The following is a 24274-nucleotide window of genomic DNA, read 5'->3' as shown; positions in this document are numbered from 1 at the left end:
GTGGACCTTGTCCACCGCTGCCTCACCGGACGGAATCTCCGCAACCGCGAGACGTTTACGAAGATCGGCCAATTTACCCGCAGTGGTATGGATATCGGGGGCTTCGGCCGACCCGTGTGCAGTGGAATCCTGGACGCTGGTCATGGGGAACCACTTTAACTGCGAGTGTGATCTGCGCCCCGACCGAGGGTGGTCGGCGACAGGCCGTCGGCCTGTCGGCGAGCCCATATGCTGGTGCGCATGTGGACAAACCTCGATCGGCCACCACTGGACGTCCGCGCGCTTCGTCGGGCACTGGTGGACGGCCCGCAGGCCTCGTGGTCCCGGCTGGACGTGGTGGCGGAGACCGGTTCGACCAATGCCGACCTGATCGCGGGGGTTGCGAATTACGCAGACCGGACGGCATTGATCGCCGAACACCAGGACAGCGGACGTGGCAGGCATGCGCGACCGTTCTCCGGCGCGCCTCGGTCGCAGATCCTCGTGTCGATGCTGCTGAAGTTCCCGGGAATCGATCCCGCCGTGCTCGGGTGGGTGTCGCTCATGACCGGAATCGCTCTGGTCGACGCGTTGCGCACCGTCGGTGAAGTGGACGCTCGGCTGAAATGGCCCAACGACGTCCTCATCGGAGGCAAGAAGGTCTCGGGCATCCTGGCCGAGGTCGCCGCGCACGGACCGTCGCCCACTGTCGTCATCGGGCTCGGGGTGAACGTGACGATGACCGTCGACGAGTTGCCGGTACCCACGGCGACGTCATTGGCGCTGGAGGGGGCCGCGGTTCTCGACCGCGACACGTTGGTTCGGGCGATTCTGCGGGGGATGGCCGCCGAGGTGGACTCGTGGCGGGACTCGAACTGGAACACCGACGCCCTCGCCCACCGGTACCGGGAGAGGTGCGGCACGATCGGGCAGCGTGTGCGAGTCGATCTGCCCGGCGGCGACGAGAAGGTCGGAACCGCGGTCGACGTCGACGAGCACGGCCGGATCGTGATCGAGGTCGAGCACCCCGGGTCCGATCACCCGTCGGTGCTGGCCGTGGCCGCCGGTGATGTCACTCATCTGCGACCTCTCGCGTGAGACCATATCGACTCGACGGAAGTCGTAGCGAGTAGTCAGGAGTGCACGTGGGTTATCCACAGGACGCGTTGGCCGACGAGGAAGAGCTCCTGCTTCATCATCACCCCCACTGGAAGATGCTCGTCCTGCCGTCGGTCACGTTCGTTCTCGTCACGGGCCTGGCAGGCGTCGGGCTGGGGGCCGCGAGTGCACGCCTCGAATCGACCGCTGCGAACGCCGCCATGATCGCCACAGCGGTGCTGTGGGCGGCGATCGTCGTGTGGCGGTGCCTGGTGCCGCTGATCAGCTGGAAGTGCACGCATTTCATCGTCACCGATCGACGAGTGTTGATCAGACAGGGTGTGCTCACCCATTCCGGCATCGACATTCCGATGAGCCGAATCAGCAATGTGCAGTTTCGACACGGACTGATCGACCGGATGTTGCGGACCGGCACGCTGATCATCGCCTCGGCATCGGACGACCCACTCGAGTTCGACGACATTCCGCACGTGCAACGCGTCCATTCGCTGCTCTACCAGCAAGTATTCGACTCGATGGAGTACCGTCGCGAACCCGTGCACGGCCGGGAAGCGGCGTTCGAGCCGACACCCGAGGATTCGGCCGGCGAGTCCAAGCCCGGTTGGCGAGCCGGTAAACGCAGGTAACACAGGCTGTTCTCACCTTCGAACCGTAGGGTGACCGATGTGACCGACGTGCTGCTTGCCGAAGACGACGAAGCCATTGCTGCACCCCTGTCCCGAGCGCTCGGGCGCGAGGGCTACACGGTGACCGTCGAACAGACCGGCCCCGCCACCCTTCAGCGTGCGCTGGACGGAAAATTCGACCTGTTGATACTCGACCTCGGCCTGCCGGGGATGGACGGCCTCGAAGTGTGTCGGCAGGTGCGTGCCAACCGATCCGAGGTTGCCGTACTCATGCTCACCGCACGCACCGACGAGGTCGACTTCGTGGTCGGTCTCGACGCCGGCGCCGACGACTACGTCGGTAAGCCCTTCCGGCTCGCCGAGCTCATGGCCCGCGTACGGGCGTTGCTCCGCCGCCGTGGTGCCGGGGAGGATTCCCCGATCGAGGTCGGTGCGATTCGTCTCGAGCCCGCTGCCCGACGCGTCCTGGTCGGTGGCACCGAGATATCTCTCGCCAACAAGGAATACGAGCTGCTCAAGGTCCTGCTCGACCATGCGGGCCAGGTCGTCTCTCGCGAAGTGATCCTGCGTGAGGTCTGGGGCGACGCAGAGTTGCGCGGATCGAAGACTCTGGACATGCACATGTCCTGGCTGCGTCGCAAGATCGGCGACGAAGGGCCGGTGGCCGAGCGTCGCATCGCCACGGTGCGCGGCGTCGGCTTCCGTATCAACAGCGACTAGCGGTCGATGCGGCGTCGAATTCTGGTCTCGATTCTCGCCGTCGTCGTGATGACGGCGTTGCTGCTCGGTTTGCCCCTGATGTACACCGCGTGGTTGTGGGTGGAGGATTTCACCCGCAACGACCTGCAGGCACGCCTGGATCGAATGGCAGCGGAGATCATCTCGCAGGAAGGGTCTGCGGGGCTGATCGAGGGTCAACTCGACATCGGCTCGCTCCGGTTGGCGATCCCGCAGGGCGGCCGGCTCGTGGTCATCTATCCGACTCCGGAGGATGCCGCCTCGCGCGCGGACATCGGGCAGTCGTCCGTGCCTCGCCCGCTGGTGGAATCGCTGTCGATGGGTACCTCGGGTTCGCTTCGCCTCGAAGTGCCGTCCGACGACATGCGGTCCCTTCAGCGCCAAGCGCTGGGAGCGGTGACGCTCGTCGTTCTCGCATCTGCGATGGCAGGCACCGTCGTGGCCGTCGTGACGGCCAAGCGCCTGGCCGACCCGCTGCAGGATGTGGCGCGGCGAGCTGCTCGCCTGGCCGAGGGCGACTTCAGGCCGGATCCACGACGGCACGGCATCGCCGAACTCGATCGGGTCTCGGAGGTTCTGGACTCGGCCACCGTCGAGATCGCCGGACGGCTGCAGCGTGAGCACACGTTGGTTGCCGATGTCTCGCATCAGCTTCGCAGTCGCCTGACCGCTGTCCGTCTACGCCTGGACGAAATTTCCACACACCCGGACCCGGCGGTGGTAGACGAGGCCAACGAGGCGATGGACCAGGTGGATCGGCTGACCCTTGCCATAGACGAGCTCGTTCGATCCTCTCGTAGTGACGGCGCGGCCGACGCGCACGAGGTCTCGGTCGTCGAGGAACTGACAGGAACCATCGTCGAATGGCAGCGAAACTTCGAGGACGTGGGTCGTACCCTGGCGATCAAGGGCGACGCGGATCTGAAGGCCTCGGTGACCGGATCGCGCTTGCGCGAAGCGGTCTCGGTGCTGATCGACAATTCCCTGGTGCACGGAGAGGGAGCGTGCACGGTGGCGGTTCGAGCCGTCTCGGCCGTCGAGAGCACGGAGGGACGCCGCGAAAGACTTGTCTGCGTCGAGGTCTCGGACGAGGGGCCAGGGGTGAACAACGAACTTGCTCCGCACATCTTCGACCGCGGATTCTCGGGAGCCGGCTCCACCGGTGTCGGGCTCGCACTGGCCCGGGCGCTGATCGAGGCGGACGGCGGACGTCTGGAACTGCAGCGACGCCGCCCGGCACTCTTCTCGGTGTTTCTGCCTGCGTGGCGGGAACCGTCGCCTGCGGTGCCTCGGCGCGAACCGCGCTGAGCATCCCAGGGTCGGTGCATCTCAGCGTTGGTGCATCTCAGGGTTGGTCGAGTGCGTCCGCTGCGTCGGTCGGATCCTCGTTGCGTTCGGCGTCCACTTCCAGGATCGTGCGCGCGTTGTCCTCGGGGAACGCGAAGCGGCGTAGTGCCCAGAACCGGAATGCCATCTGCAACAGGTTGCCGATGACGTAGTTGAGGACGAAGTCGATGATGACCACGGTCGTCAGGGATTCGCTGGTATCGCGGATGTCGAAGACGTTGTTCGCGATCCACAGCGGACCGGCTGCGATGAGCACACCGATACCGCTGATCGCGAAGAAGAGCAGTGCCTCGTGGTGCCGCTCGCGTCCGCCGCGGTGTTTGAAGGCCCACTCACGGTTGAGGAAGTAGCTGAGCAGGGTGGCGAGGACACCCGAGATGATCTTGGCGATCACCGGCTTCTGCTCGAGCACCGTCAGGCTGAGCGAATAGAAGATGACGAGGTCGAAGACCATCGTCGTGCCACCCACGATGGCGAACTTGATCAGCTCACTGTGCCGAATCGCGAGGTCCCGAAGGGGCGTGGGTAAGCGCTGGAGCACGCTTGCGATCGTCGGCACAACGGTGAAGTCTACGAAACACATTCCGGTTCCGCCGAACCGAGGCTCCGATCATCAGGGTTTCCACAGGTCCTCGCCGAGTCCGCCGTCTCGAGTGAGACTGCCGGTTCGGACCGAATGCGTGCGACATGACACCATGGTGAGCCGTGACAGGTACCGAACCGCGCCCCACTGCTGCGCGCCCGTCGTCGACCGGAATGCCCGTGGTGACGATGATCGGCGGCGGTCAGCTCGCCCGCATGACTCATCAGTCCGCGATCGAACTCGGACAGACTCTTCGCGTTCTCGCCGCCGGTGCCGACGAGCCGGCAGCTCAGGTCAGCCCCGACGTCGTCTTCGGCCACCACGGCGACCTCGATGCGCTGCGCACTGCCGCGACCGGATCCAATGCGCTCACCTTCGACCACGAGCAGGTGCCCACCGCGCACCTGGAGACACTCGTGGCAGAAGGGGTCAACGTACAACCGCCGCCGAGCGCGTTGATCTTCGCCCAGGACAAATTGCGCATGCGTCGCAAGCTCGCCGAACTGGGCGCGCCCGGTCCCGCCTACGCGGAGGTCTCGTGGGCGCAGGACGCGATCGCGTTCGGCGACGAGCACGGTTGGCCGGTGGTACTCAAGGCAGTGCGCGGCGGCTACGACGGACGTGGAGTCTGGATGCCCGCAGACGCCGAGGAAGCCGAGGAGATCGTCACCGCACAACTCGACCTGGGTGTACCGCTCATGGTGGAGGAGAAGGTGGCCATGCGCCGTGAGCTGTCGGCGATGGTGGCACGATCGCCGTTCGGCCAGGGAGCTGCATGGCCCGTGGTGCAGACAGTGCAGCGCAACGGCCAGTGCGCGGTGGTGCTGGCACCGGCTCCCGACCTCGACGAGGACGTGGCCACGTTCGCAGGCAGGCTTGCCCTCGACATCGCAGGTGCGCTCGGCGTGGTCGGAGACCTCGCGGTCGAACTGTTCGAGACCACCTCCGGCAAGCTCCTGGTCAACGAACTGGCCATGCGACCCCACAACTCCGGGCACTGGACCATGGACGGGTGCCGCACCTCGCAGTTCGAGCAGCACCTGCGTGCGGTCCTCGACTACCCGCTCGGTGACACCGATCCACTCGCTCCGCTGACGGTCATGGCCAACATTCTGGGCGCGCCGCAGGCCCCCGAGATGACGATGGACGAGCGGCTGCATCACCTGTTCGCCCGAATGCCCGATGCGAAGGTGCATCTGTACGGCAAGGGCGAGCGCAAGGATCGCAAGATCGGACACGTGAACATCCTGGGCGCGCAATCGGGTTCGCTCGCCGACCCCGCCTACGTGGCCTCGGTGCGCGAGCGAGCCGAGCGCGCAGCGCACTGGATGTCGCACGCCGAATGGACCGACGGATGGGACCCGCACGATGACTGACAACACGATCGACTCAGGCCCATCCGTCGGCCTGATCATGGGCAGCGACTCCGACTGGCCGACGATGGAAGCCGCGGCACAAGCGCTCGCGGAGTTCGGAATTCGCTTCGAGGTCGGCGTCGTGTCCGCGCACCGCACCCCGCAGCGCATGCTCGACTACGCCCGCGAGGCCGCAGGTCGGGGGATCCGCGTGATCATCGCCGGGGCCGGGGGAGCGGCCCACCTGCCCGGCATGGTCGCGTCGGCCACGCCGTTGCCGGTCATCGGCGTGCCGGTGCCGCTGAAGTACCTCGACGGTATGGACTCGCTGCTCTCGATCGTTCAGATGCCCGCCGGAGTCCCCGTGGCCACGGTCTCCATCGGCGGTGCACGCAACGCAGGGTTGCTCGCGGTACGGATTCTCGGTGCCTCCGATCCGGCTCTGCAAGAACGGATGTCCGCGTTCCAGGCCTCACTCGAGGCCATGGTGCTCGAGAAGGACAAAGCTCTGCGCACCACTCTGCTCGGGTGAGCGCAGCCGTGTCACGAAGCGAGCAGATCCGGCGCGCCGGTCGCGGTAGTCGGCAGTCCATGCTGGTGACGCGGCTGGCGCTGTTCTATGCCCGACTCTGGCGCGGCACGGCGCGCTTCGACGACGAATTCTCCCTGTTCGTGTGCACCGGTCTGCGTGGCGGATTCGGCCGCGGCGGAACGACATTCGGCGGTGCCTACCTGACGAAGGGCAACACCGCCCGTCGGGTACTGCGACACGAGGCCGTACATGCAGACCAATGGGCGAACTTCGGGCTCACCTTCCCGTTCCGCTACCTCGCCGAAGAAGCGCGACATCGGGGCCCGGCGAACAAGTACGAGATCGAGGCCGGACTCGCCGACGGCGGCTACCGTCAGCCTGGCTGACCAAAAGTGCCGGTGACCTTCTCGGTCTCGGCGCGCCGCTGCGACTTACCCTCGTCCGGATGTGCCACCTGAACCAGTGACGCCCCCACGACGAGTACCGAGAGCAGACCGTCGATCAGCTCGTCGGCTGTGGTCCAGGACGCGCTGGACATGACCCGGTCCGAGGCCGTCCAGGCCCGTGCGTCGGCTCGCTCACGAGCGGCCGCGAGAACCTCGTCCACCGAGCGTCCGTCCAGCGCCGCGGCTGAGCTCCCAGAACCCGCGCTCCCGGAACCTGCGACCCTGAACTGATCGCCGTGCACCCGCACCGATGTCGCGTAGTCGGTCATCCCGATCGGCAGATCGGGGACCGCCTTGCCGAAGGCGTCGAGCGAGAAGGCCAGCACCTCTTCTGTGTCGGGAGCCTCGTCGAGCCGATCACCCGACACCATCGCGACGTCCGCGGAGTCGTCGGCCCCGAGGATCACCTCGCCGCCTGCCCACCAGATTCCGAGCAGCGCCGCAGCCGTCTGCCAGTGCGCGGGCAACAGCACACTCACCCTGCCACCCACCTCGAAGCCGAACTCGTCGCGCAACAGATTGGCGGTCTTGGCCGCCCAGTTCGCGAGGGTCACCGCCGACACCTCGACCCGCTCACCGGTCGCGTCGTCGTAGAACGTGATGCGCGGACCGGCCGGATCGGCGGCGAGAATCGGGTCGAGCAGGGTCTGAGTCAGATTCGAAGCCACCCCACGACCCTAGATGACGCTCGACGACTCCGATTCACACGCTCTGAGCGAACGCCGATCAGTTGACGCACATCGGGCCGACGGAACCGGCGTCGATCGGAGCAGCCGGTGCCTCGGGAACCGCCGTACCCGACTCGGGAGCAACGGTTTCCGCCGTCGCGGCCTGACCCGAGCCCGGCCCCGCGTAGTCGTTCGCGAGGACCACCCGAACGGTATCTGCCGACAGGGTGTCGTCCGCGGTGATCTGCAGTCCGCCGAGCGCTGCCGAGACGGCGCGCGCGGCATCGCTGTCCACATCGGCAGCCTGGATGCGGCTCGCCGAGATCGACGCGCCCTCGTAGTTTCCGATGGTGCCGTCGACGTACCCCAACGCCGTCAACGAACCGGCGACACCGTTGGCCAGCCCGTCGATACCGCTGTCGTTCGCGACGTCGACGGTCACCGTCGACGGATCGACAGCCGGCGCGTCCGAATCCTCGGCGTTGGCCTCCGCCGAATTACCGTCGGCGAGCAGGCCTGCGACGTACTTCTTCACCGCAGCGGGATCGACCTGCACGATCGATTCGCCGTAGTCGGTCGTCGCATTGATGTCGACTGCCGGAATCGTCTCGAACTTGACCTTGCCGCCGGCGAGATCCTGCAGGCGAGTGGCGAACTGCAGAATGTCCCAGTCGGAATCGAGAGTCACCGATCGCTGCACCGCGGTGCTGAGTTGGCCCAGTTTGCCGGGGTTGCTCAGCGTCTTGGCGCTGAGCACACTCCGCACGAGCGAGGCCATGAACACCTGCTGGCGCACGATGCGGTCCAGATCTCCGCGCGGAAGATCGTGCCGCTGTCGGACGAAACTCAGAGCCTGCGAACCGGAGAGATTCTGCTCGCCCGCGGGGAAGTTCGCACCCGACAGTGGTTCTTGCACAGGGTTGTTCAGGCACACCTCGACACCGCCGACGGCATCGGTCAGCAGCACGAAGCCGAGCAGCCCCACCTCGGCATAGTGATCGACGGTGATGCCGGTGAGGTTGGCGACCGAATCGATGAGGGCCTCTCGGCCGGCCTCGGTCGCCTGGGATTCGGCATCGGCGTCCGTCACCCCTTGCTCGACCAATTCGAGTCGCTTGTTCTCCTTGGTCGCGCCGTACGCGGCGTTGATCTTGGACATGCCGATACCGGGTACCTCGACGTACGAGTCCCGCGGAATGGAAATTGCGGTGGCCGACGAACCGTCGTTCGGAACTCGGATCAACACGATCGTGTCGGTGTTGGACGCCACCTCTTCGCCGGCATTGAGGGATGCGAGTTCGGCGGGGGACAACGCATTGCCGTGGGCATCGGTACGACTGTCCGTGCCGACCATCAGAATGTCGACGGCACCGTCGGCGGCTCCGCCGAGACCGAGACCACCCGCGGTGGCGATATTGGAGCGCAGGCTGTCGACACTGCGCCACGCGAAACCGGTCACCAGCAGGACGAGAATCGAGAACACTGCGACCGCGACGTGGGTCGCGGGCCAGCGGGTACTGCCGACCCGAGGGACCCTGCCGTCGGATCCGGGTCGCTCGACGCCACCGCGAGGGGTTCGCCGATCGGGACGACGGGATCTGGTCGGGCGTTCGCTGGGAGCGCCATGTCTGCGTTCTCCGGTGCGGAGTTCTCCGCGGTGCTCGTCGTCGACGTATCGGTGGGCGGCGCCCTCGCGCTCGCTGGAGCGTCCCGAGGTGCGCGCTCGGGGATCGTCGGATCGCCGGGGAGCGCTCCGCCTCGGCGGGGGAGTGCGCTCACCTCCGGGCGTGCCTGGATCTCGTGGCACCGTGACGACCCTCTCTCGTTTCCGGCCGGCCTGAAACCTGCCTACTTCGTTGTTCTCCCCCCCCGCCGTTCGAAGGTTACTTGTCACCGGTCGCTGCCTCGCCGAAGCGAACGCGGCGTGCCACACTTGGCAACCGTGAATGCGATCGTGGTGACCGGTGCACACGGCCAGTTGGGCCGCCGAGTGATGTCTCTGGCCGCCGAACGAGGTGACGGAGTCGAGGTGTTCGGATATTCGTCCGCCGACCTGGACATCACCGACCCCGACGCCGTGAACGCCGCGGTGAGCGCGGGGGCAACGGTGATCAACTGCGCTGCCTACACCGCCGTCGATGCCGCCGAGACCGACGAGGACAGGGCGTCGGCGGTCAACGCGGACGGCCCTCGAAATCTCGCGCGCGCCTGCGGGCGTGTCGGAGCCCGGTTGATCCACGTCTCCACCGATTATGTGTTCGACGGCACAGCAACCGAACCGTACGAGGTCGATGCGAAGACCGCACCGCAGTCGGCGTACGGACGCACCAAGCTCGCAGGCGAGCTCGCTGTGCACGAGGAGCTGCCCGAGGCCGTGGTCGTGCGGACCGCCTGGGTGTACGACAACACCGGCAAGAATTTCGTGACCACGATGCGCCGACTCGAAGGCGAGCGCGAAACGATCTCCGTGGTGAACGATCAGATCGGTTCGCCCACGTTCGCCCTGGATCTGGCGTCGGGCCTGCTCGAGATCGAAGCCGACCCTGCTGTGCGCGGACGAACGCTGCACTTCACCAATGCGGGGCAGGCCAGCTGGTTCGACCTCGCACGCGCGGTGTTCGCGGGGATCGGTGCCGATCCCGAGCGAGTCGAGCCGTGCTCGAGCGCCGAGTACGTGGTTCCGGCCCCTCGGCCCGCGTACTCGGTGCTCTCACCGACGGCGTGGGTCGATGCCGGCCTGACCCCGGCGCGGCCGTGGTCGGATGCGTTGACAGCAGCCTTGACGCAGTCGACATGAGGGTTCGACGCGAGATCGGGCTAGTCTTGCCCGCGTGAGTTCCGAGCTGGCCGTGGTGACGGTGACCTATTCACCCGGCGAATACCTTGACCAGTTCCTGACGTCTCTACGTGAGGCGACGACGCGTCCCCTTCGGGTGATCATGGCGGACAACGGCTCGGTCGACGGCGCGCCCGAGGCAGCGGAGGTCGCGTTCGAGGAAGCAGAGTTGCTGCGAACCGGCGCGAACATCGGCTACGGCGCAGCGGTCAATCGCGCGGTGGCCGAGATCGACCCCGACATCGAGTTCGTCGTCGTGGCCAATCCGGACGTGCGGTGGCATCCCGGATCGCTCGACGGTCTGCTCGACGCAGCGGCGCGGTGGCCACGGGCAGGTGCCCTCGGACCGCTCATTCGCGAGCCGGACGGCTCGCGGTACCCGTCGGCACGGTCGGTACCCGATCTCACGTCCGGTGCGGGCCACGCGGTGCTCGGCAAGCTCTGGCCGACGAACCCGTGGACTCGGCGGTATCGCCAGGAGAACGAGACCGTCAGCGAGCGGCCGGTGGGGTGGCTGTCGGGATCCTGTCTGCTGCTGCGGCGTTCGGCGTTCGATTCGATCGGCGGATTCGACTCGCGCTACTTCATGTACATGGAGGACGTGGATCTCGGCGACCGTCTGGGCAGAGCGGGCTGGCACAACGTCTACGTTCCCGACGTCGAGGTGACCCACTCGAAAGGCCATGCGGCAGGACGGCATCCGGAAGTGATGTTGCCCGCACATCACACCAGTGCGTACCGCTTCCAGGCCGATCGACACGACCGAACGTGGCAGGCTCCCTTACGATGGGCCCTGCGTGGCGGTCTCGGTCTTCGTTCGAAGATCGTTGTGGCCTCGGCGCTTCGGGCGCGAGCAGTTGACGGACGAGAATCGGACGAGAGAACAGAGGCTGGACATGCCGGATAGTCCCACATCGGTCGCCGCACGTACCGACGCAGTCATTCTGGTCGGCGGCAAGGGAACTCGGCTCCGGCCGCTGACACTCTCGGCACCCAAGCCGATGCTCCCCACCGCAGGCCTGCCGTTCCTCACGCACCTGCTGGCGCGCATCAAGGCCGCGGGTATCGAGCACGTCGTCCTCGGAACGTCGTTCAAAGCCGAAGTGTTCGAGCAGCATTTCGGGGACGGGTCCTCGATGGGCATCGACCTCGAGTACGTGTTCGAGACCGAGCCGCTGGGTACCGGTGGCGGCATCAGGAACGTCCTGCCGCGCCTGCGCGCGGACAACGTCATGGTCTTCAACGGCGACGTCCTCGGCGGCACCGATCTGACCGCGGTCCTCGACACGCACCGGAACACCGATGCCGATGTCACGTTGCACCTGGTTCGTGTCGGCGACCCGCGCGCGTTCGGCTGCGTGCCGACCGACGAATCCGGCCGAGTGACAGCGTTTCTCGAAAAGACGCAGGATCCGCCGACCGATCAGATCAACGCCGGGTGCTACGTCTTCAAGCGCGAGATCATCGAGTCCATTCCGGCCGGCCGTCCGGTGTCGGTGGAGCGAGAAGTGTTCCCGGCCTTGCTCGCCGAGGGCAAGAAGGTCTACGGACACGTCGACAGTGCGTACTGGCGCGACATGGGAACACCCGAGGACTTCGTCAAGGGCTCGGCCGATCTGGTTCGCGGCATCGCGCCGTCGCCTGCGCTGCACGGGGACCGCGGCGAATCGCTGGTACATCCGAGCGCGGGAGTGGCACCGGGCGCACTGCTGATCGGTGGAACCGTCGTCGGACGCGGTGCCGAGATCGGAGCGGGTGCCCGCCTCGACGGAGCCGTCGTGTTCGACGGTGCCGTCGTCGAAGCGGGTGCCGTCGTCGAGCGATCGATTCTCGGCTTCGGTGCTCGTATCGGACCCCGCGCTCTGGTGCGCGACGCGGTCATCGGCGACGGTGCCGACATCGGAGCCCGCTGCGAGTTGCTCCGCGGCGCGCGCGTGTGGCCAGGCGTCAAGTTGCCCGACGGTGGAGTCCGCTTCTCCACCGACGTCTGACCCAGGCGGTCCCTACCGGCGACGCGCGGCGAGCGAGACGAGGTGGTCGATCGTCTCGCGCTCCGCGTCGTCGGGCAGAGCATCGACCGGCCACCAGCGCAGATCCGTCGATTCCTCGCTGCGGACTGCTCGCGCTCCGTCCGGGGCTCGGACCAGGAACCTCAGGTCGAGGTGCCGCGTCGGCTTACCGAGCGAGCAGGTGATCGGATGCGTGTGCGCGGAGAGCATGATCGGGTCGACCGTCAGATCGGCGATCCCGGATTCCTCGGTGGCCTCCCGTAGCGCTGCGTCGACAACCGTGCTGTCCGACGGTTCGCAGTGGCCGCCGAGTTGAATCCACCGACCGACCTTCGGATGCAGGGTCAGCAGCACATGGGTACCCGACGTGTCGAGCACCAACGAGGACGCGGTGAAATGGCCGGCCTCGTTGGCCCGCAGGCAGGCGTCCGGGTTGCTGTCGAGAAACGCCAGCATCGTGTGTCGAAGCGACTCGTCGTTCGAATCGGAGGGTGCCCATCGGTCGAGTGTCGTGGCGACCGAGTGCCACAGTGTGGACGCCGACACGTCAGAGCTCCACCAGTGACGACCCGGGAACCACCGGATCCCTGACGGTCAGCGATTCGCTGGGATGCCCGATTGCGATGGCTCCCATGGCTTTCCAATCCGCGCGCAGGCCGAGTTCGGCGCGCACGGTATCGGCGGCGAAGATGGTGGAACCGATCCAGCAGCTGCCCAGTTCACGCACCGCGAGGGCGACGAGCAACCCCTGCACGGCCGCACCGACAGCCACGGTGAACATCGTGTCCTCCGCGGTTCGACGCCTCTCGTCGGGGTACGAGTGCGCGCCGTCGGGCACGCAGAACGGGATCACGATTTCCGGGGCGTCGAACAAGATGTCGCCGCGGCTCAGTCTCGCCGCGATCCGCTCCTCGCTCAGCCCGTCGCCGGCCAGGTCGGCTCGCCATTGCTCACGCATCGTCTCGAGCAGTCGACGCCGGACGGCAGGGGTTCTGACCCAGACGAATCGAACCGGACGGGTGTGGTGCGGGGCCGGGGCGGTGAGGGCATCGGCAACGGCCGCTCGAACGGCGTCGGGATCGACCGGTTCGTCGGTGAACGACCGCACCGAGCGTCGGCGCAGCAGCGCCTCGCGTCGACCGCGATCGAGTGCCTCGGCGGTACCGAGCCAGAACAGGTCGTCCTCGCCGCCGCGCAGAAGCGTCGCCGCGGTGGAACCGTCGTCGACGGGGGTCAGTCCGCGCACGACCGCGATCGGAACTCCGCCGAGCTTTCCCTTCACCAGATCGCCTGCGGCCGCGAGCTCGTCGGCGATCGCGACCTCGGTGACCACGAGCTCGTTTCCCTGACCGTCCTCGGCTCCGGCATACGCGTGGACGACGCCCAGGCCCGCCGCACCGATGGCGGCGTCGGTCTGGCCGATCCGCCACGCCCGTCCCATCGTGTCGGTGACGACCACGGCGACCGTCACCCCCAGCAGTGCGCCGAGGGCAGTGCGGAGCGCGGCGGCACTGGCGTCGGGGTTCTCGGGCAGCAGTGCCAGTTCGCCTCCGTCGACGTTGGAGCCGTCGATTCCCGACGCGGCCTGCACGATGCCGAGTCGGTTCTCGGTGATGAGGGTTCGGCCCTTGCGTGCGACGATGCGCACTGCTTCCTGTTCCACGAGGACTCTGCGGGCGGCGTCTCGCTCGTCCGCATCGCGAGGTGCCTGCACAAGACGGCCCTCGACCTTCGAGATGATCTTGCTGGTGACGATCAGGATGTCTCCGTCACGCAACCACGGCGCTCGGTCCGCAACGGTCGCGGCCAGATCGTCGCCCGGCCGGAACTCGGGGAGGCCGGTGACCGGCAGTATCTCGATCGAGCCGCCCGGAGCGTGATCCTCGGGTGCCGACCGGAGCGAGTCGGTATCGCGAGTGTCGGTCACAGGTCGAGTCCGGCTGCGCGCAGAGCGGTTCGGGCCATGACCGCTGTGGTCTCGGGGTCGGTCATCAGCAACGGAACAGACTGCACGTCCACCCCGTCGACGACCGCCGTATCGGTGGTGTGCACCAGCCATGCGTCGAGAATGCCGGTACCGCTTCGGCTTCCGTAGTGACGGCCCACCGCCTGCGCCGTGGTCTCGACTCCGATGACGGACAGGCACTCGTCGGCCATGCCGCGCAACGGCTTACCGTCGACGACGGGGGAGAGGCCGACCACTTTGGCGGCCGTCGTGCGAAGCGCCCCGCGGATACCCGGCACCGCGAGGATCGCACCGACGCTCACCACCGGGTTGGACGGAGCTAGGACGACGGCGTCGGCCTCGGTGATCGCCTCGACGACTCCCGGTGCCGGAGTTGCCTGTTCGGCTCCGATGTTGGCGAAGCTGTGGGTCGGAATCTGTGCGCGGTACCGAACCCACCACTCCTGGAAGTGAATTGCGCGCTGCTGCTCCCCGGTCGGGTCGTCCGGATCGGTGACGACGACATGGGTCTCGGAGCGGTCGTCGGTGACGGGCAGGAGCCGAACTCCGGGTTGCCAACGGTTGCACAGCGCTTCGGTGACGGCGGACAGCGGAAAGCCGGTGCGCAGCATACGACTGCGGATCAGGTGTGTGGCGATGTCGCGGTCGCCGAGTCCGAACCAGTCGGGATCGGCACCGTAGGCTGCCAACTCGTCCCGAGCGTTCCAGGTCTCCGCGATGCGCCCCCAGCCTCGCTCGGTGTCGATTCCTCCGCCGAGGGTGTACATGCACGTGTCGAGATCCGGGCAGATGCGAAGACCGTGCATCCACACGTCGTCACCGACGTTGACCACGGCGGTGATCTCGTGCTCGGGCTCGTCGCCGAACAAGGTTTTCAGGCCCTGCAGAAACCGAGCGCCACCGACGCCACCGACCAGAACAGTAACTTTCACAACATGCGAGCCTAGTGGGGTTGCGGTGGTGCGGGGTGAGCGCCCACCCGTGGGCCGACGTCCGCGGGGACTGTTTGTGACCGGGAGAACCGATGCGACACGCACGGGACGGGCTTCGATCCGGGGAGAGCGCCGATTTCGGGCATGTGATGGTATTGGATTTGTGCGATCGGCTTGACCGCGACACACCTGGACGTGTCTAATCACAGGTATGTCATTCAGTGTTCGCAACACGAGTTCGATTGCAGCGAACCTGGTTTCGAACACTCGTTCCCTTCCTGTTCGTCCCTGACTGGACGTCGAGTAGAGGTCGAGAGTCGGATCGGCACGTTGGACCAGCTCGATCGAATACCGGCGCGGGGCAAGGTATTCGAGAACACGAGGACCGAAAGTATCTGCGCTACCACAGGTGAGGAGGCGGAAGCGATGTATGACCAGCACGTGACACGTGATCAGCGGGGCGGACCCACTGCACATCTCAGCGCTGTCGACGACGCGCCGCAAACCGAGTCCGGCATCGGCGCAGATTCGAGCGTCTCGATCGACGCGGGTTCTGCGTACGTCGGCCGAACGGACGAGTCCGACAACGAGGTCGATGTCGTCGACGCCGAACTGGACTCGGATTCCGACACAGAGCTCGATTCCGATTCCGACATCGACTCGATGCCGTTCGTCGCCGAGTCGGTTCCCCCGGCCAAGCCGTTCCTCAGTCTCGTCGCGGGTTTCGACGAGATGTTCGAGGAGATCGAGGATCAGTGGCAGGAGCGCGCTCTGTGTGCGCAGACCGATCCCGAGGCCTTCTTCCCGGAGAAGGGTGGCTCCACCCGCGAGGCGAAGCGCATCTGCCTCGGCTGTGAGGTCAAGGACGAGTGCCTCGAGTACGCGCTCGCCAACGACGAGCGGTTCGGTATCTGGGGCGGTTTGTCCGAGCGCGAGCGTCGCAGGCTCAAGCGCGGAATCGGCTGAGCGGTTCCGTTCGGTCTCGGTGATCGGAACCGCACGGATCGTTCATACCCCGGCCGGGTCGACCTCGTCGGGATCAATGCCGAGGTACGTGGCCACTTGCTCCACCAGAACCTCGAACAACAGATCTTCCAAGTCCTCCGGGTGCTTCGCCCGCCGCTCGAGCGGCCGCCGGAACAGCACCACCCTGGCACGTGTCGTCTCTCCGCGCTTGTCGATGCCTGCTGGTACTAGTCGCGAGAGCGGTACCGGACCCTCTGCCACCACCTCGGGTGGCCACGTCACCGATTCCGGGTCCAACGCCCTGATCTTGGGTACCTCGTCCACGGCGATGTCGAGCTTCGAGAGCTTCTCGTGCCATCGATGATCGATCCGCGCGAACGCTTCGAGTACCAGCCGGTCGAACTTCTCCGCTCGTGAGCGCCTGGCCGGGATGTCCTCGGGCAGAACCGGTCCGCGGACGCCGCGTCCGTGCCGGGCCACGGACCGAGAGGTGATCCTGCGCGCGGATGAGAATCGAGGCATAGGGGGAGGTTATCGCGCTCGTCCGGTGTGTCGGTCGTTCGGTCGGTTGCACCCACCGGATACTCTGCACTCGTGAGATCACTGCGTGGCTGCTGCAGGCCTGGTTGCAACCGTTCTGCCGTTGCGACGCTCACATACGTCTACTCCGATTCCACCGCGGTCGTCGGGCCGCTGGCCACAGTCGACGAACCGCATTCCTGGGATCTGTGCGAGGTGCACGCGTCGACCACCACCGCTCCCAAGGGCTGGGAACTGGTGCGCTACGAAGGCGGCTACTCGACGTCGAGCCCCGACGAGGACGACCTGACGGCTCTGGCCGAGGCCGTCCGCGAGGCCGGCCGCGGCGATCGCGTCCGGTCCGAGGACCGCGAGAGCTCCGACCGCTCGAGCTCACGGCCGTCCGACACCGAACGCCGATCCGCTCCGGCCGTCCGAACGGGCAGGCGCGGGCACCTTCGAGTTCTTCCCGACCCCACGTCCTGAGCAGCCCGAGCACACCGAGTGTGGTGTGCGTCGGTCCGACTGGCCGGTCCGTCTGCCGTCTGGCAAGGTTCGACGAGCAGGACCGAAACGGACAGCTGCGGTATGCCGATACTCGGTGTGGATCGCACCGCTACCGACGCTCGATTCCGACGCCGATGTGCGGCGTCGTCAAGAACGATCACCAGGAGAATCTTCGTGGCCCGAACCGCAGAGTCCGTCAACGCCGTCATCAAGGCCTACGACGTCCGTGGCGTCGTAGGTGAACAGATCGACGAGGCGTTCGTGCGTGACGTCGGTGCATCGTTCGCGCGACTGGTTCGCGACGAGGTAGGGGCCGCGCGCTCGGTCGTCATCGGCCACGACATGCGTGATTCCTCGCCCGCACTGTCACGGGCGTTCGCCGACGGCGTCACCGCTCAGGGCCTCGACGTGATGCACATCGGGCTGGCGTCGACCGACCAGCTCTACTTCGCCTCCGGCATGCTCGATTGCCCGGGAGCGATGTTCACCGCCAGTCACAATCCGGCGAAGTACAACGGGATCAAGCTCTGCCGCGCCGGTGCCAAGCCAGTGGGCCAGGACACCGGCCTGGCCACGGTCAAAGCCGAATTGGTGGACGGGGTACCGGAGTTCGACGGGCCGTCCGGAACAGCGACATCGCGAGATGTGCTCGACGAATACGCGCAGTTCGTCCGAGACCTGGTCGATCTGTCGGGAATCGGATCCATGAAGATCGCCGTCGACGCCGGAAACGGAATGGGCGGTCACACGGTGCCCGCGGTGTTCGGGCCGTTGCCGGTGACGATCGAGCCGCTGTTCTTCGAGCTCGACGGCAGCTTTCCCAATCACGAGGCAAATCCGCTCGATCCGGCGAACCTGGTGGATCTGCAGCGTTTCGTCGTCGAGACCGGTGCCGACATCGGACTCGCCTTCGACGGCGACGCGGATCGGTGCTTCGTCGTCGACGAGAAGGGCGACCCGGTCTCGCCGTCCGCAGTCACCTGCCTGGTGGCCGAGCGGGAACTGGCCAAGGAACCGGGCGCGGTGGTCATCCACAATCTGATCACCTCACGCGCGGTTCCGGAATTGGTCGCCGAGCTCGGTGGCACACCGGTTCGTACCCGAGTGGGGCACTCCTTCATCAAGCAGCAGATGGCCGACACCGGGGCGATCTTCGGCGGTGAGCACTCCGCGCACTACTACTTCCGTGACTTCTGGGGTGCAGACTCCGGCATGCTCGCCGCGCTGCACGTTCTCGCCGCACTCGGGGCACAGGACCGTCCGCTGTCGGAAATGATGGCCAGCTACGAGACCTACAGTGCATCGGGCGAGATCAACTCGACCGTCGACGACGCCGCCGAACGCACCGAGGCGGTCCTGGCGGCATTCGCCGATCGGACTGCAGGCATCGACCGACTCGATGGGGTGACGGTCGATCTTGCCGACGGTGCCTGGTTCAACCTCCGAGCCTCGAACACCGAACCACTGCTGCGGCTGAACGTCGAAGCACGCACCGAAGCGGACGTCGATGCGCTTTCGACAGAGATATTGAGCATCGTTCGCGCCGGACTGGAATAGTGGTTACCGAGGGTTCATGAGTGGGTATACAGCGGTTTCGCGCAGGGTGACGTAAGGGGAGGTGTCGCAGCCATGACGGCAGTGTCGTCTCTGGTCGATCTCGACGATTCGGATGCTCTCATCACAGCCGATCGTGAGGGCTCCTTGCGTAGCGCAGCGCTGGCGGGCGCGCAGGTGCGCGCCGTCGCGACCGCGGTCGACGAGTCGGTCCTGGAGCGGTTGGCCGATCTGCGTCCCCGAAGTGTGGTGATCGTGACCGGCGACGGGCGGAGCAGCCGGGCGGCGTCGCTACTCGTCGCCGCGCTCGGTGATCGCCTCGGGGTGCCCCTGGTCCGAAGCACCGGAACCCCGCCGTGGATCGGCCCACTCGATGTGGTGGTGGTGGCGGGCGACGACGCCGGGGATCCGCGACTGGCCGAGTCGGTGGACGCGGCAGCCCGGCGTGGGGCCGAAGTCGTCGTGGTCGCCCCGGAGGAGGGGCCCTTGCGCGCCGTCCGGGGAGCCAGAGTCATGTGGCTTCCGCCGCGAATCGCAGTTCGTGACCACAATGCTCTGATGCGCTACCTCGCGGCCTTCGTGGCCGTACTCGGGGCGGTTGCCGGCGGATCGTGGAAGACGTTGCTGCCCAATTTGTCTCGACTTGCGGATCTGCTCGACGCGGAAGCGGTACGAAACAGCCCGTCCAACGAGATGTTCCACAATCCGGCCAAGGCCCTCGCAAGTGGGTTGAACGGTCGGCGGGTGGTGCTGACCGGGGCCAGTCCCGCCGCAGTGGAGGTGGCTCGGCACGGCAGCGAGGTGCTGCTGCGGGTGGCGGGTGTCGTCGTCGGTGCGGGGGAGTTGGGCGACGTCATTGCCGCGTCCATCCGGGCGTCGGTTGTCGAATCGTCGCGCACACCACAGACATTCGACTCGTTCTTTCACGACGAGCAGCTCGACGGGCCGCCACCGGCGTTGCCGATGCGCGTCGTCGTCGTGGCCTCGGACGCCGATCGGGCGATGACCGAACGACGAATTGCCGGTGTTCCGGAATCGGAGTTGTTGCTCGCCGATTCGAGTGAAGCGCTGTTCGGCGGCGACCGCGCGAGATCCGAATTCGACAACCCCGCTCCGGCACCGGATCCGGATAGACTCTCGGTGCTCGACACGATGTCCGTGTTGGCGACGCGGTTGGACACCACTGCCGCGTATCTGCTGTTGATGGGCGGTAGCTAGTGCAGCTCTTGCGAGGCGCGGTTCGGTCCTACGCATGGGGTTCGCGAACAGCACTGGCTCGGATTCAAGGCCGGCCGGTGCCGTCCGATCATCCCGAGGCCGAGATCTGGCTCGGAGCTCATCCGGCCGACTCCGCGCACGTGGTGCACGAGGGTGGCAGTACGCCACTGCTCACGCTGATCGACGGAGATCCGGGTACTCACCTGGGCGGCTCCGCGCAGCATTTCGAGTCTCGTCTGCCGTATCTGCTGAAACTGCTTGCCGCAGAAGAGCCGTTGTCTCTGCAGGCGCATCCCAGCAGTGCTCAGGCCCGTGAAGGCTTCGCTCGCGAGAATGCCGCGGGTGTCCCCATCGATTCACCGGTACGGAACTACCGGGATCCGAACCACAAGCCCGAACTGATCGTCGCGCTCACGGAGTTCGAGGCGTTGGCGGGCTTCCGGCGGCCCACCGACACCGTCGAACTGCTCGACGCGTTGGCCGTCCCCGCCTTGGGCGGGTATCGAACCCTGCTGGCCGCTCAGCCCGATGCTTCCGGTCTGCGCACGGTGTTCACCTCGTGGATCACGTTGCCGGGGCAGGCATTGGACGACATTCTGCCTGCGGTCGCCCAGGGGTGCATCGACTATCTTTCCGGTCCCGCACGCTCGGACGGTGGACGATTCGCCGCCGAGGCCAGAACTCTGCTCGAGCTGGGGGAGTCGTATCCCGGTGACGCCGGAGTGCTCGCGGCGCTGCTGCTCAATCGGGTTACGTTGACTCCCGGCCAGGGCCTGTACCTCGACGCCGGAAACCTGCATGCGTACCTGCGCGGGACGGGCGTGGAGATCATGGCGAACTCCGACAACGTGTTGCGCGGAGGACTGACACCCAAGCACGTCGATGTCCCGGAACTGCTGCGCGTGTTGGATTTCGAGCCGGCCGATCTTTCTCCCATCACCCCGGGTGCCGACGATCGACCGACCTACCTGTATTCCACGCCTGCACCCGAATTCGCGCTGAGCCGGACTGCGGTGGCGGCGGGGGAGACGGTCGCCGTGCCCGGCTCCGGCCCGAGAATCCTGCTGTGCACGAGTGGCACCGTCGTGGCCGCCACGAAGGGCACCCAGTTCGGGCTGACGGTGCCGCAGGGCAGCTCTGCCTGGATACCCGCTGCAGACGAATCCGTCACCGTGACCGCCGAGTCGGGCGAGGCCGAGGTCTTCGTGGCCTCCGTCGGACGCGTCTAGATCGGGCAATTCGGTCATCGTTGCGCCGCTTGCGGTTTCGGACTGCGTAATTGTGCGAACGGTCCGCCCGGAGGCAATAGTCTGATGCCACAGTGAATCGAAGTGACGGATGAGTTCGGTGATCCGTCGACAGATGTGAAGTGGCGATACGGAGACCCGATGACCAGAGCAGACCGGCCCGCGAAGACCCCACGCACGACGGGTTGGTTCCGGACCAAATCGATCGAGCAGTCGATCCAGGACACCGACGAACCGGACACGAAGCTTCGGAAAGAACTCGGATCCTGGGATCTGACCGTGTTCGGTGTCGCCGTCGCCGTCGGTGCCGGCATCTTCACTCTGACCGCGCGGACCGCCGGAAACGTAGCGGGACCGGCAGTGTCGTTGGCCTTCGTGCTCGCGGCGATCGCCTGTGGCCTCGCGGCGCTGTGTTACGCGGAGTTCGCGTCGACGGTGCCCGTGGCCGGAAGTGCGTACACGTTCTCGTACGCGGCGTTCGGTGAGTTCATCGCCTGGATCATCGGATGGGATCTCATCCTCGAGTTCGGCCTCGCAGCCGCGGTGGTCGCGAAGGCGTGGTCGCTCTATCTGGGCGATCTGCTCGGTACGGCCGCTCCGGTCCTCGAGATCGGTTCACTGAACTTCGATTGGGGTGCACTGCTGATCGTGGTGGTCCTGACGGTGCTCATCGCATCGGGCACCAAGTTGTCCTCGCGGGTGTCGCTCGTCATCACCGCGATCAAGGTGATCGTCGTGCTGTTCGTCGTCGTACTCGGAGCCTTCTACATCAAGGTCGCCAACTACGACCCCTACATTCCGCCGTCGGAACCGGGATCCACCGGCGAGGGACAGCATCAATCTCTGCTCTCGTACGTCACCGGAGCGGGAGGCAGCACGTTCGGTTGGTACGGACTGCTGGCCGCGGCGTCCCTGGTGTTCTTCGCATTCATCGGATTCGACGTGGTGGCGACGACCGCCGAAGAGACCAAGGAACCGCAGAAGGCACTTCCCCGCGGAATCCTCGGGTCGCTCGCGATCGTCACCGTGCTGTACGTGGCCGTCACTCTGGTTCTGACCGGGATGGTCAAGTACACGGATCTGGCCGGTGACAGTTCCACGCTGGCGACCGCGTTCGAGCTGAACGGGCTGACCTGGGCCAAGAACATCATCTCGTTCGGCGCACTCGCCGGACTGACGACCGTGGTGATGGTGTTGATGCTCGGACAGACCCGGGTGCTGTTCGCGATGTCGCGAGACGGACTGGTGCCGCGTGCATTGGCGCACACCGGAAAGAAGGGCACGCCGGTCCGGACGACGATTCTGGTCGGTGTCATCGTCGGCCTGCTCGCCGCTTTCGTTCCGCTCGGCACGCTGGAGGAGATGGTGAACATCGGCACGCTGTTCGCGTTCGTGCTGGTCTCTGCTGGGGTTCTGGTACTACGCCGAACTCGACCCGACCTCGAGCGTGGGTTCCGCGTTCCCTGGGTTCCCCTTGTGCCGATCCTCGCGGTCCTCGCGTGCCTGTGGTTGATGCTGAACCTGTCGGTCGAAACATGGCTGCGCTTCCTGGTCTGGATGGCCGCCGGTGTCGTCATCTACGTCGTGTACAGCAGGCGGCACTCGGTGATGGGACTGCGGGAAGCCGAGAAGGCTCGTATCGACAGGTCGGAGCACTGACCCCGGCATCGGCGACGCGGATATACCGACTCACGTCCCAACCAGGGACTTTCCGCGCAATTTAGATAGCGTCACATCAAACCGCTGGAATGTTATACCCTCGAAAACAGACTTGGAGGACTCAAAAAGTTCGATGAGAGGGTGTTGCAACAGTGAGTGTGGACGGCCGAATTCCTTCGTTGGAGGGTTCGGGTGTCGCTTTCGGGGGGCGCGATTCGAAGGCCAGTGAGCGGTCGGTTCGCTGGCCGGACAACAAACGATATCTATGGATGCTGGGGCTGCTGGCCCCGGCGTCGGCATTGCTGCCGTCGCAGCTGGTCTACTGGACGGGCATACCGCTGTTCTGGTGGAGCGGCGTGCTGGTGTTCTTCGTGATCATTCCGGTGATCGACGTGATCGCAGGCGAGGACGGGCACAATCCGGACGCTTCGGCCAGTGAAAAGCTGCAGAACGACCGGTACTACCGGTGGTGTACGTACCTCTTCCTGCCCGTTCAGTTCGTCGGGCTCTTCGTCGCCTGCTGGATGTGGGCGTACGGCGATCTGAGCGTGGTGGACAAGATCGGCCTCGCGGTCACAGTCGGTCTGGTGGCAGGTACCGGCATCAACGCGGCCCACGAACTGGGCCACCGCATCGAGCAGCACGAGCGGTGGCTGGCCAAGATCGCCCTGTCTCAGACGCTGTACGGACACTTCTTCGTCGAACACAATCGCGGACACCACGTTCGAGTGGCGACGCCCGACGACCCCGCGAGCGCACGACTGGGCGAGAGCGTGTGGAGCTTCGTGCCGCGCAGCACGATTCTCGGCCTCGGCTCCGCATGGAAGCTCGAGTCGCAGCGACTTCGGCGCAAAGGCCGCTCGGTCGCAAGCCCGACCAATGCCCTGCTGCACACATGGCTGCTCAGCCTGGTGCTGTTCGGCGCGCTGTTGATCGTGTTCGGCTGGTCCATCGCGCCGTACCTGCTGTTGCAGGCCGTCGTCGGATTCGTGCTGCTCGAGATGGTGAACTACGTGGAGCACTACGCCCTGCTCCGGGAAACCAACGATCGCGGCAGATACGTTCGGTGCTCGCCCCGCCACAGCTGGAACAGCGACAGGATCTGCACCAACATATTTCTGTACCACTTGCAGCGACACAGCGACCACCACGCCAATCCAGGCAAGCGTTACCAGACCCTGCTCTCTTGCGACGATGCTCCGCAGCTCCCTGCCGGCTACGCCTCGATGGTGATGCTCGCCGCAATTCCGCCGCTGTGGCGTCGGGTCATGGATCCGCGGGTACTGGCGCACTACCAGGGAGATATCACCCGAGCGAACATCCTGCCCCGCAAACGGGCTCGAATCCTGGCGCGAGCCGGACGAAACGGATAGCGCGGGTTCTCGACAATCGGTCGCCGGCGACAGGCTCCACCTCTGCACTTCCGGGCAGTCGGAGCCCGAAGCGTGCGGACCCGATAGCCTGGACG

The 24274-nt window shown here is 66.1% G+C and carries 24 protein-coding genes; 17 read left to right on the top strand and 7 right to left on the bottom strand.

Translation table 11 applies throughout. From position 1 onward, the window contains the following. Positions 1-240: 240 nt before the first annotated feature. From CH283_RS22250 to CH283_RS22235, 4 genes are read left to right on the top strand one after another with little or no spacing between them, the layout of a single operon-like run. On the top strand, positions 241-1077 hold the full coding sequence (locus tag CH283_RS22250) for a biotin--[acetyl-CoA-carboxylase] ligase (protein ID WP_094642499.1): 837 nt from the start codon (positions 241-243) through the stop codon (positions 1075-1077). A 47-nt stretch (positions 1078-1124) separates the two neighbouring features. After that, positions 1125-1724 carry a PH domain-containing protein gene (locus tag CH283_RS22245; protein WP_068045754.1) on the top strand — a complete coding sequence of 200 codons (600 nt, stop codon included), beginning with the start codon at positions 1125-1127 and terminating at the stop codon, positions 1722-1724. Positions 1725-1763: 39 nt separating this feature from the next. Then, complete coding sequence (locus CH283_RS22240; protein WP_037190266.1) at positions 1764-2444, top strand: response regulator transcription factor; 681 nt, start codon at positions 1764-1766, stop codon at positions 2442-2444. 6 nt (positions 2445-2450) lie between these two features. Continuing rightward, on the top strand, positions 2451-3770 hold the full coding sequence (locus CH283_RS22235) for a sensor histidine kinase (protein ID WP_094642328.1): 1320 nt from the start codon (positions 2451-2453) through the stop codon (positions 3768-3770). A gap of 37 nt (positions 3771-3807) precedes the next feature. Here CH283_RS22235 and CH283_RS22230 read toward each other — a convergent pair whose 3' ends face one another. Next, on the bottom strand, positions 3808-4368 hold the full coding sequence (locus tag CH283_RS22230) for a GtrA family protein (protein ID WP_179275573.1): 561 nt from the start codon (positions 4366-4368) through the stop codon (positions 3808-3810). A gap of 197 nt (positions 4369-4565) precedes the next feature. Between CH283_RS22230 and CH283_RS22225 the strand changes: the two genes are divergently transcribed. The 3 genes from CH283_RS22225 to CH283_RS22215 are packed head-to-tail and all read left to right on the top strand — an operon-like array spanning position 4566 to position 6665. Then, positions 4566-5768 (top strand): 5-(carboxyamino)imidazole ribonucleotide synthase, encoded by a 1203-nt coding sequence (locus tag CH283_RS22225; protein WP_373557670.1) that lies wholly within the window; start codon positions 4566-4568, stop codon positions 5766-5768. Further along, entirely contained in the window at positions 5761-6279 is a 519-nt protein-coding gene (gene purE / locus CH283_RS22220; RefSeq protein WP_094642326.1) for a 5-(carboxyamino)imidazole ribonucleotide mutase, read from the top strand. The genes CH283_RS22225 and purE overlap by 8 nt, the downstream gene beginning before the upstream one ends. Continuing rightward, positions 6276-6665 (top strand): hypothetical protein, encoded by a 390-nt coding sequence (locus CH283_RS22215; protein WP_255183293.1) that lies wholly within the window; start codon positions 6276-6278, stop codon positions 6663-6665. The genes purE and CH283_RS22215 overlap by 4 nt, the downstream gene beginning before the upstream one ends. On the opposite strand, the gene CH283_RS22210 is transcribed toward CH283_RS22215, so the two are convergent. Together CH283_RS22210 and CH283_RS22205 are read right to left on the bottom strand one after the other, a co-directional pair. Further along, a complete protein-coding gene (locus tag CH283_RS22210; protein WP_094642325.1) occupies positions 6653-7393 on the bottom strand; it encodes a TIGR03089 family protein in 741 nt (246 codons plus the stop codon). The two genes, CH283_RS22215 and CH283_RS22210, sit on opposite strands and share 13 nt — an antisense overlap. A 58-nt stretch (positions 7394-7451) precedes the next feature. Next, on the bottom strand, positions 7452-8876 hold the full coding sequence (locus CH283_RS22205; protein WP_094642324.1) for an LCP family protein: 1425 nt from the start codon (positions 8874-8876) through the stop codon (positions 7452-7454). A 459-nt stretch (positions 8877-9335) separates the two neighbouring features. Here CH283_RS22205 and rfbD point away from each other — a divergent pair, with 459 nt between their 5' ends. Genes rfbD through CH283_RS22190 form a run of 3 tightly spaced genes read left to right on the top strand, consistent with a single transcriptional unit; the run spans position 9336 to position 12220 of the window. After that, complete coding sequence (gene rfbD / locus CH283_RS22200) at positions 9336-10190, top strand: dTDP-4-dehydrorhamnose reductase (RefSeq protein WP_094642496.1); 855 nt, start codon at positions 9336-9338, stop codon at positions 10188-10190. Positions 10191-10224: 34 nt separating this feature from the next. Then, entirely contained in the window at positions 10225-11136 is a 912-nt protein-coding gene (locus CH283_RS22195; protein ID WP_094642323.1) for a glycosyltransferase family 2 protein, read from the top strand. After that, entirely contained in the window at positions 11126-12220 is a 1095-nt protein-coding gene (locus CH283_RS22190) for a sugar phosphate nucleotidyltransferase (protein ID WP_068045714.1), read from the top strand. Before CH283_RS22195 ends, CH283_RS22190 begins: the two co-directional genes overlap by 11 nt. A 12-nt stretch (positions 12221-12232) precedes the next feature. Here the strand turns inward: CH283_RS22190 and CH283_RS22185 are convergent, their stop codons facing one another. From CH283_RS22185 to cofD, 3 genes are all read right to left on the bottom strand, one after another. Next, entirely contained in the window at positions 12233-12694 is a 462-nt protein-coding gene (locus tag CH283_RS22185) for an NUDIX hydrolase (protein WP_094642495.1), read from the bottom strand. 91 nt (positions 12695-12785) lie between these two features. Next, positions 12786-14165: a coenzyme F420-0:L-glutamate ligase gene (locus CH283_RS22180; RefSeq protein WP_068045708.1), complete on the bottom strand. Its 1380-nt coding sequence runs from the start codon at positions 14163-14165 to the stop codon at positions 12786-12788. Continuing rightward, positions 14162-15136, bottom strand: a complete 975-nt coding sequence (cofD, locus tag CH283_RS22175; protein WP_094642322.1) for a 2-phospho-L-lactate transferase — start codon at positions 15134-15136, stop codon at positions 14162-14164. Before cofD ends, CH283_RS22180 begins: the two co-directional genes overlap by 4 nt. Positions 15137-15868: 732 nt before the next feature. On the opposite strand from cofD, the gene CH283_RS22170 reads away from it, so the two are divergent. Beyond that, the gene (locus CH283_RS22170; protein ID WP_027496498.1) at positions 15869-16102 is read left to right on the top strand and encodes a WhiB family transcriptional regulator; all 234 of its coding nucleotides are present in this window, start codon (positions 15869-15871) and stop codon (positions 16100-16102) included. 42 nt (positions 16103-16144) lie between these two features. On the opposite strand, the gene CH283_RS22165 is transcribed toward CH283_RS22170, so the two are convergent. Beyond that, positions 16145-16624: a metallopeptidase family protein gene (locus tag CH283_RS22165; protein ID WP_094642321.1), complete on the bottom strand. Its 480-nt coding sequence runs from the start codon at positions 16622-16624 to the stop codon at positions 16145-16147. A 72-nt stretch (positions 16625-16696) separates the two neighbouring features. Here CH283_RS22165 and CH283_RS22160 point away from each other — a divergent pair, with 72 nt between their 5' ends. The 6 genes from CH283_RS22160 to CH283_RS22135 all read left to right on the top strand — a co-directional run bounded on the left by CH283_RS22160 (position 16697) and on the right by CH283_RS22135 (position 24179). Continuing rightward, complete coding sequence (locus CH283_RS22160) at positions 16697-17107, top strand: DUF3499 domain-containing protein (RefSeq protein ID WP_176460497.1); 411 nt, start codon at positions 16697-16699, stop codon at positions 17105-17107. A gap of 195 nt (positions 17108-17302) precedes the next feature. Next, positions 17303-18685: a phosphomannomutase/phosphoglucomutase gene (locus CH283_RS22155; protein WP_094642493.1), complete on the top strand. Its 1383-nt coding sequence runs from the start codon at positions 17303-17305 to the stop codon at positions 18683-18685. Positions 18686-18757: 72 nt separating this feature from the next. Next, the gene (locus tag CH283_RS22150; protein WP_094642320.1) at positions 18758-19900 is read left to right on the top strand and encodes a tobH protein; all 1143 of its coding nucleotides are present in this window, start codon (positions 18758-18760) and stop codon (positions 19898-19900) included. Beyond that, positions 19900-21129: a mannose-6-phosphate isomerase, class I gene (gene manA, locus CH283_RS22145; RefSeq protein ID WP_094642319.1), complete on the top strand. Its 1230-nt coding sequence runs from the start codon at positions 19900-19902 to the stop codon at positions 21127-21129. The genes CH283_RS22150 and manA overlap by 1 nt, the downstream gene beginning before the upstream one ends. Before the next feature lie 159 nt (positions 21130-21288). Then, on the top strand, positions 21289-22806 hold the full coding sequence (locus tag CH283_RS22140; protein ID WP_094642491.1) for an amino acid permease: 1518 nt from the start codon (positions 21289-21291) through the stop codon (positions 22804-22806). Between the two features lie 269 nt (positions 22807-23075). Then, entirely contained in the window at positions 23076-24179 is a 1104-nt protein-coding gene (locus tag CH283_RS22135; protein ID WP_094642489.1) for an alkane 1-monooxygenase, read from the top strand. Positions 24180-24274: the final 95 nt, after the last annotated feature.

Source organism: Rhodococcus sp. 05-2254-2 (assembly GCF_002259095.1).
Classification (GTDB): Bacteria; Actinomycetota; Actinomycetes; order Mycobacteriales; family Mycobacteriaceae; genus Rhodococcoides.
This window is presented reverse-complemented; position numbering and strand designations above follow the sequence as displayed.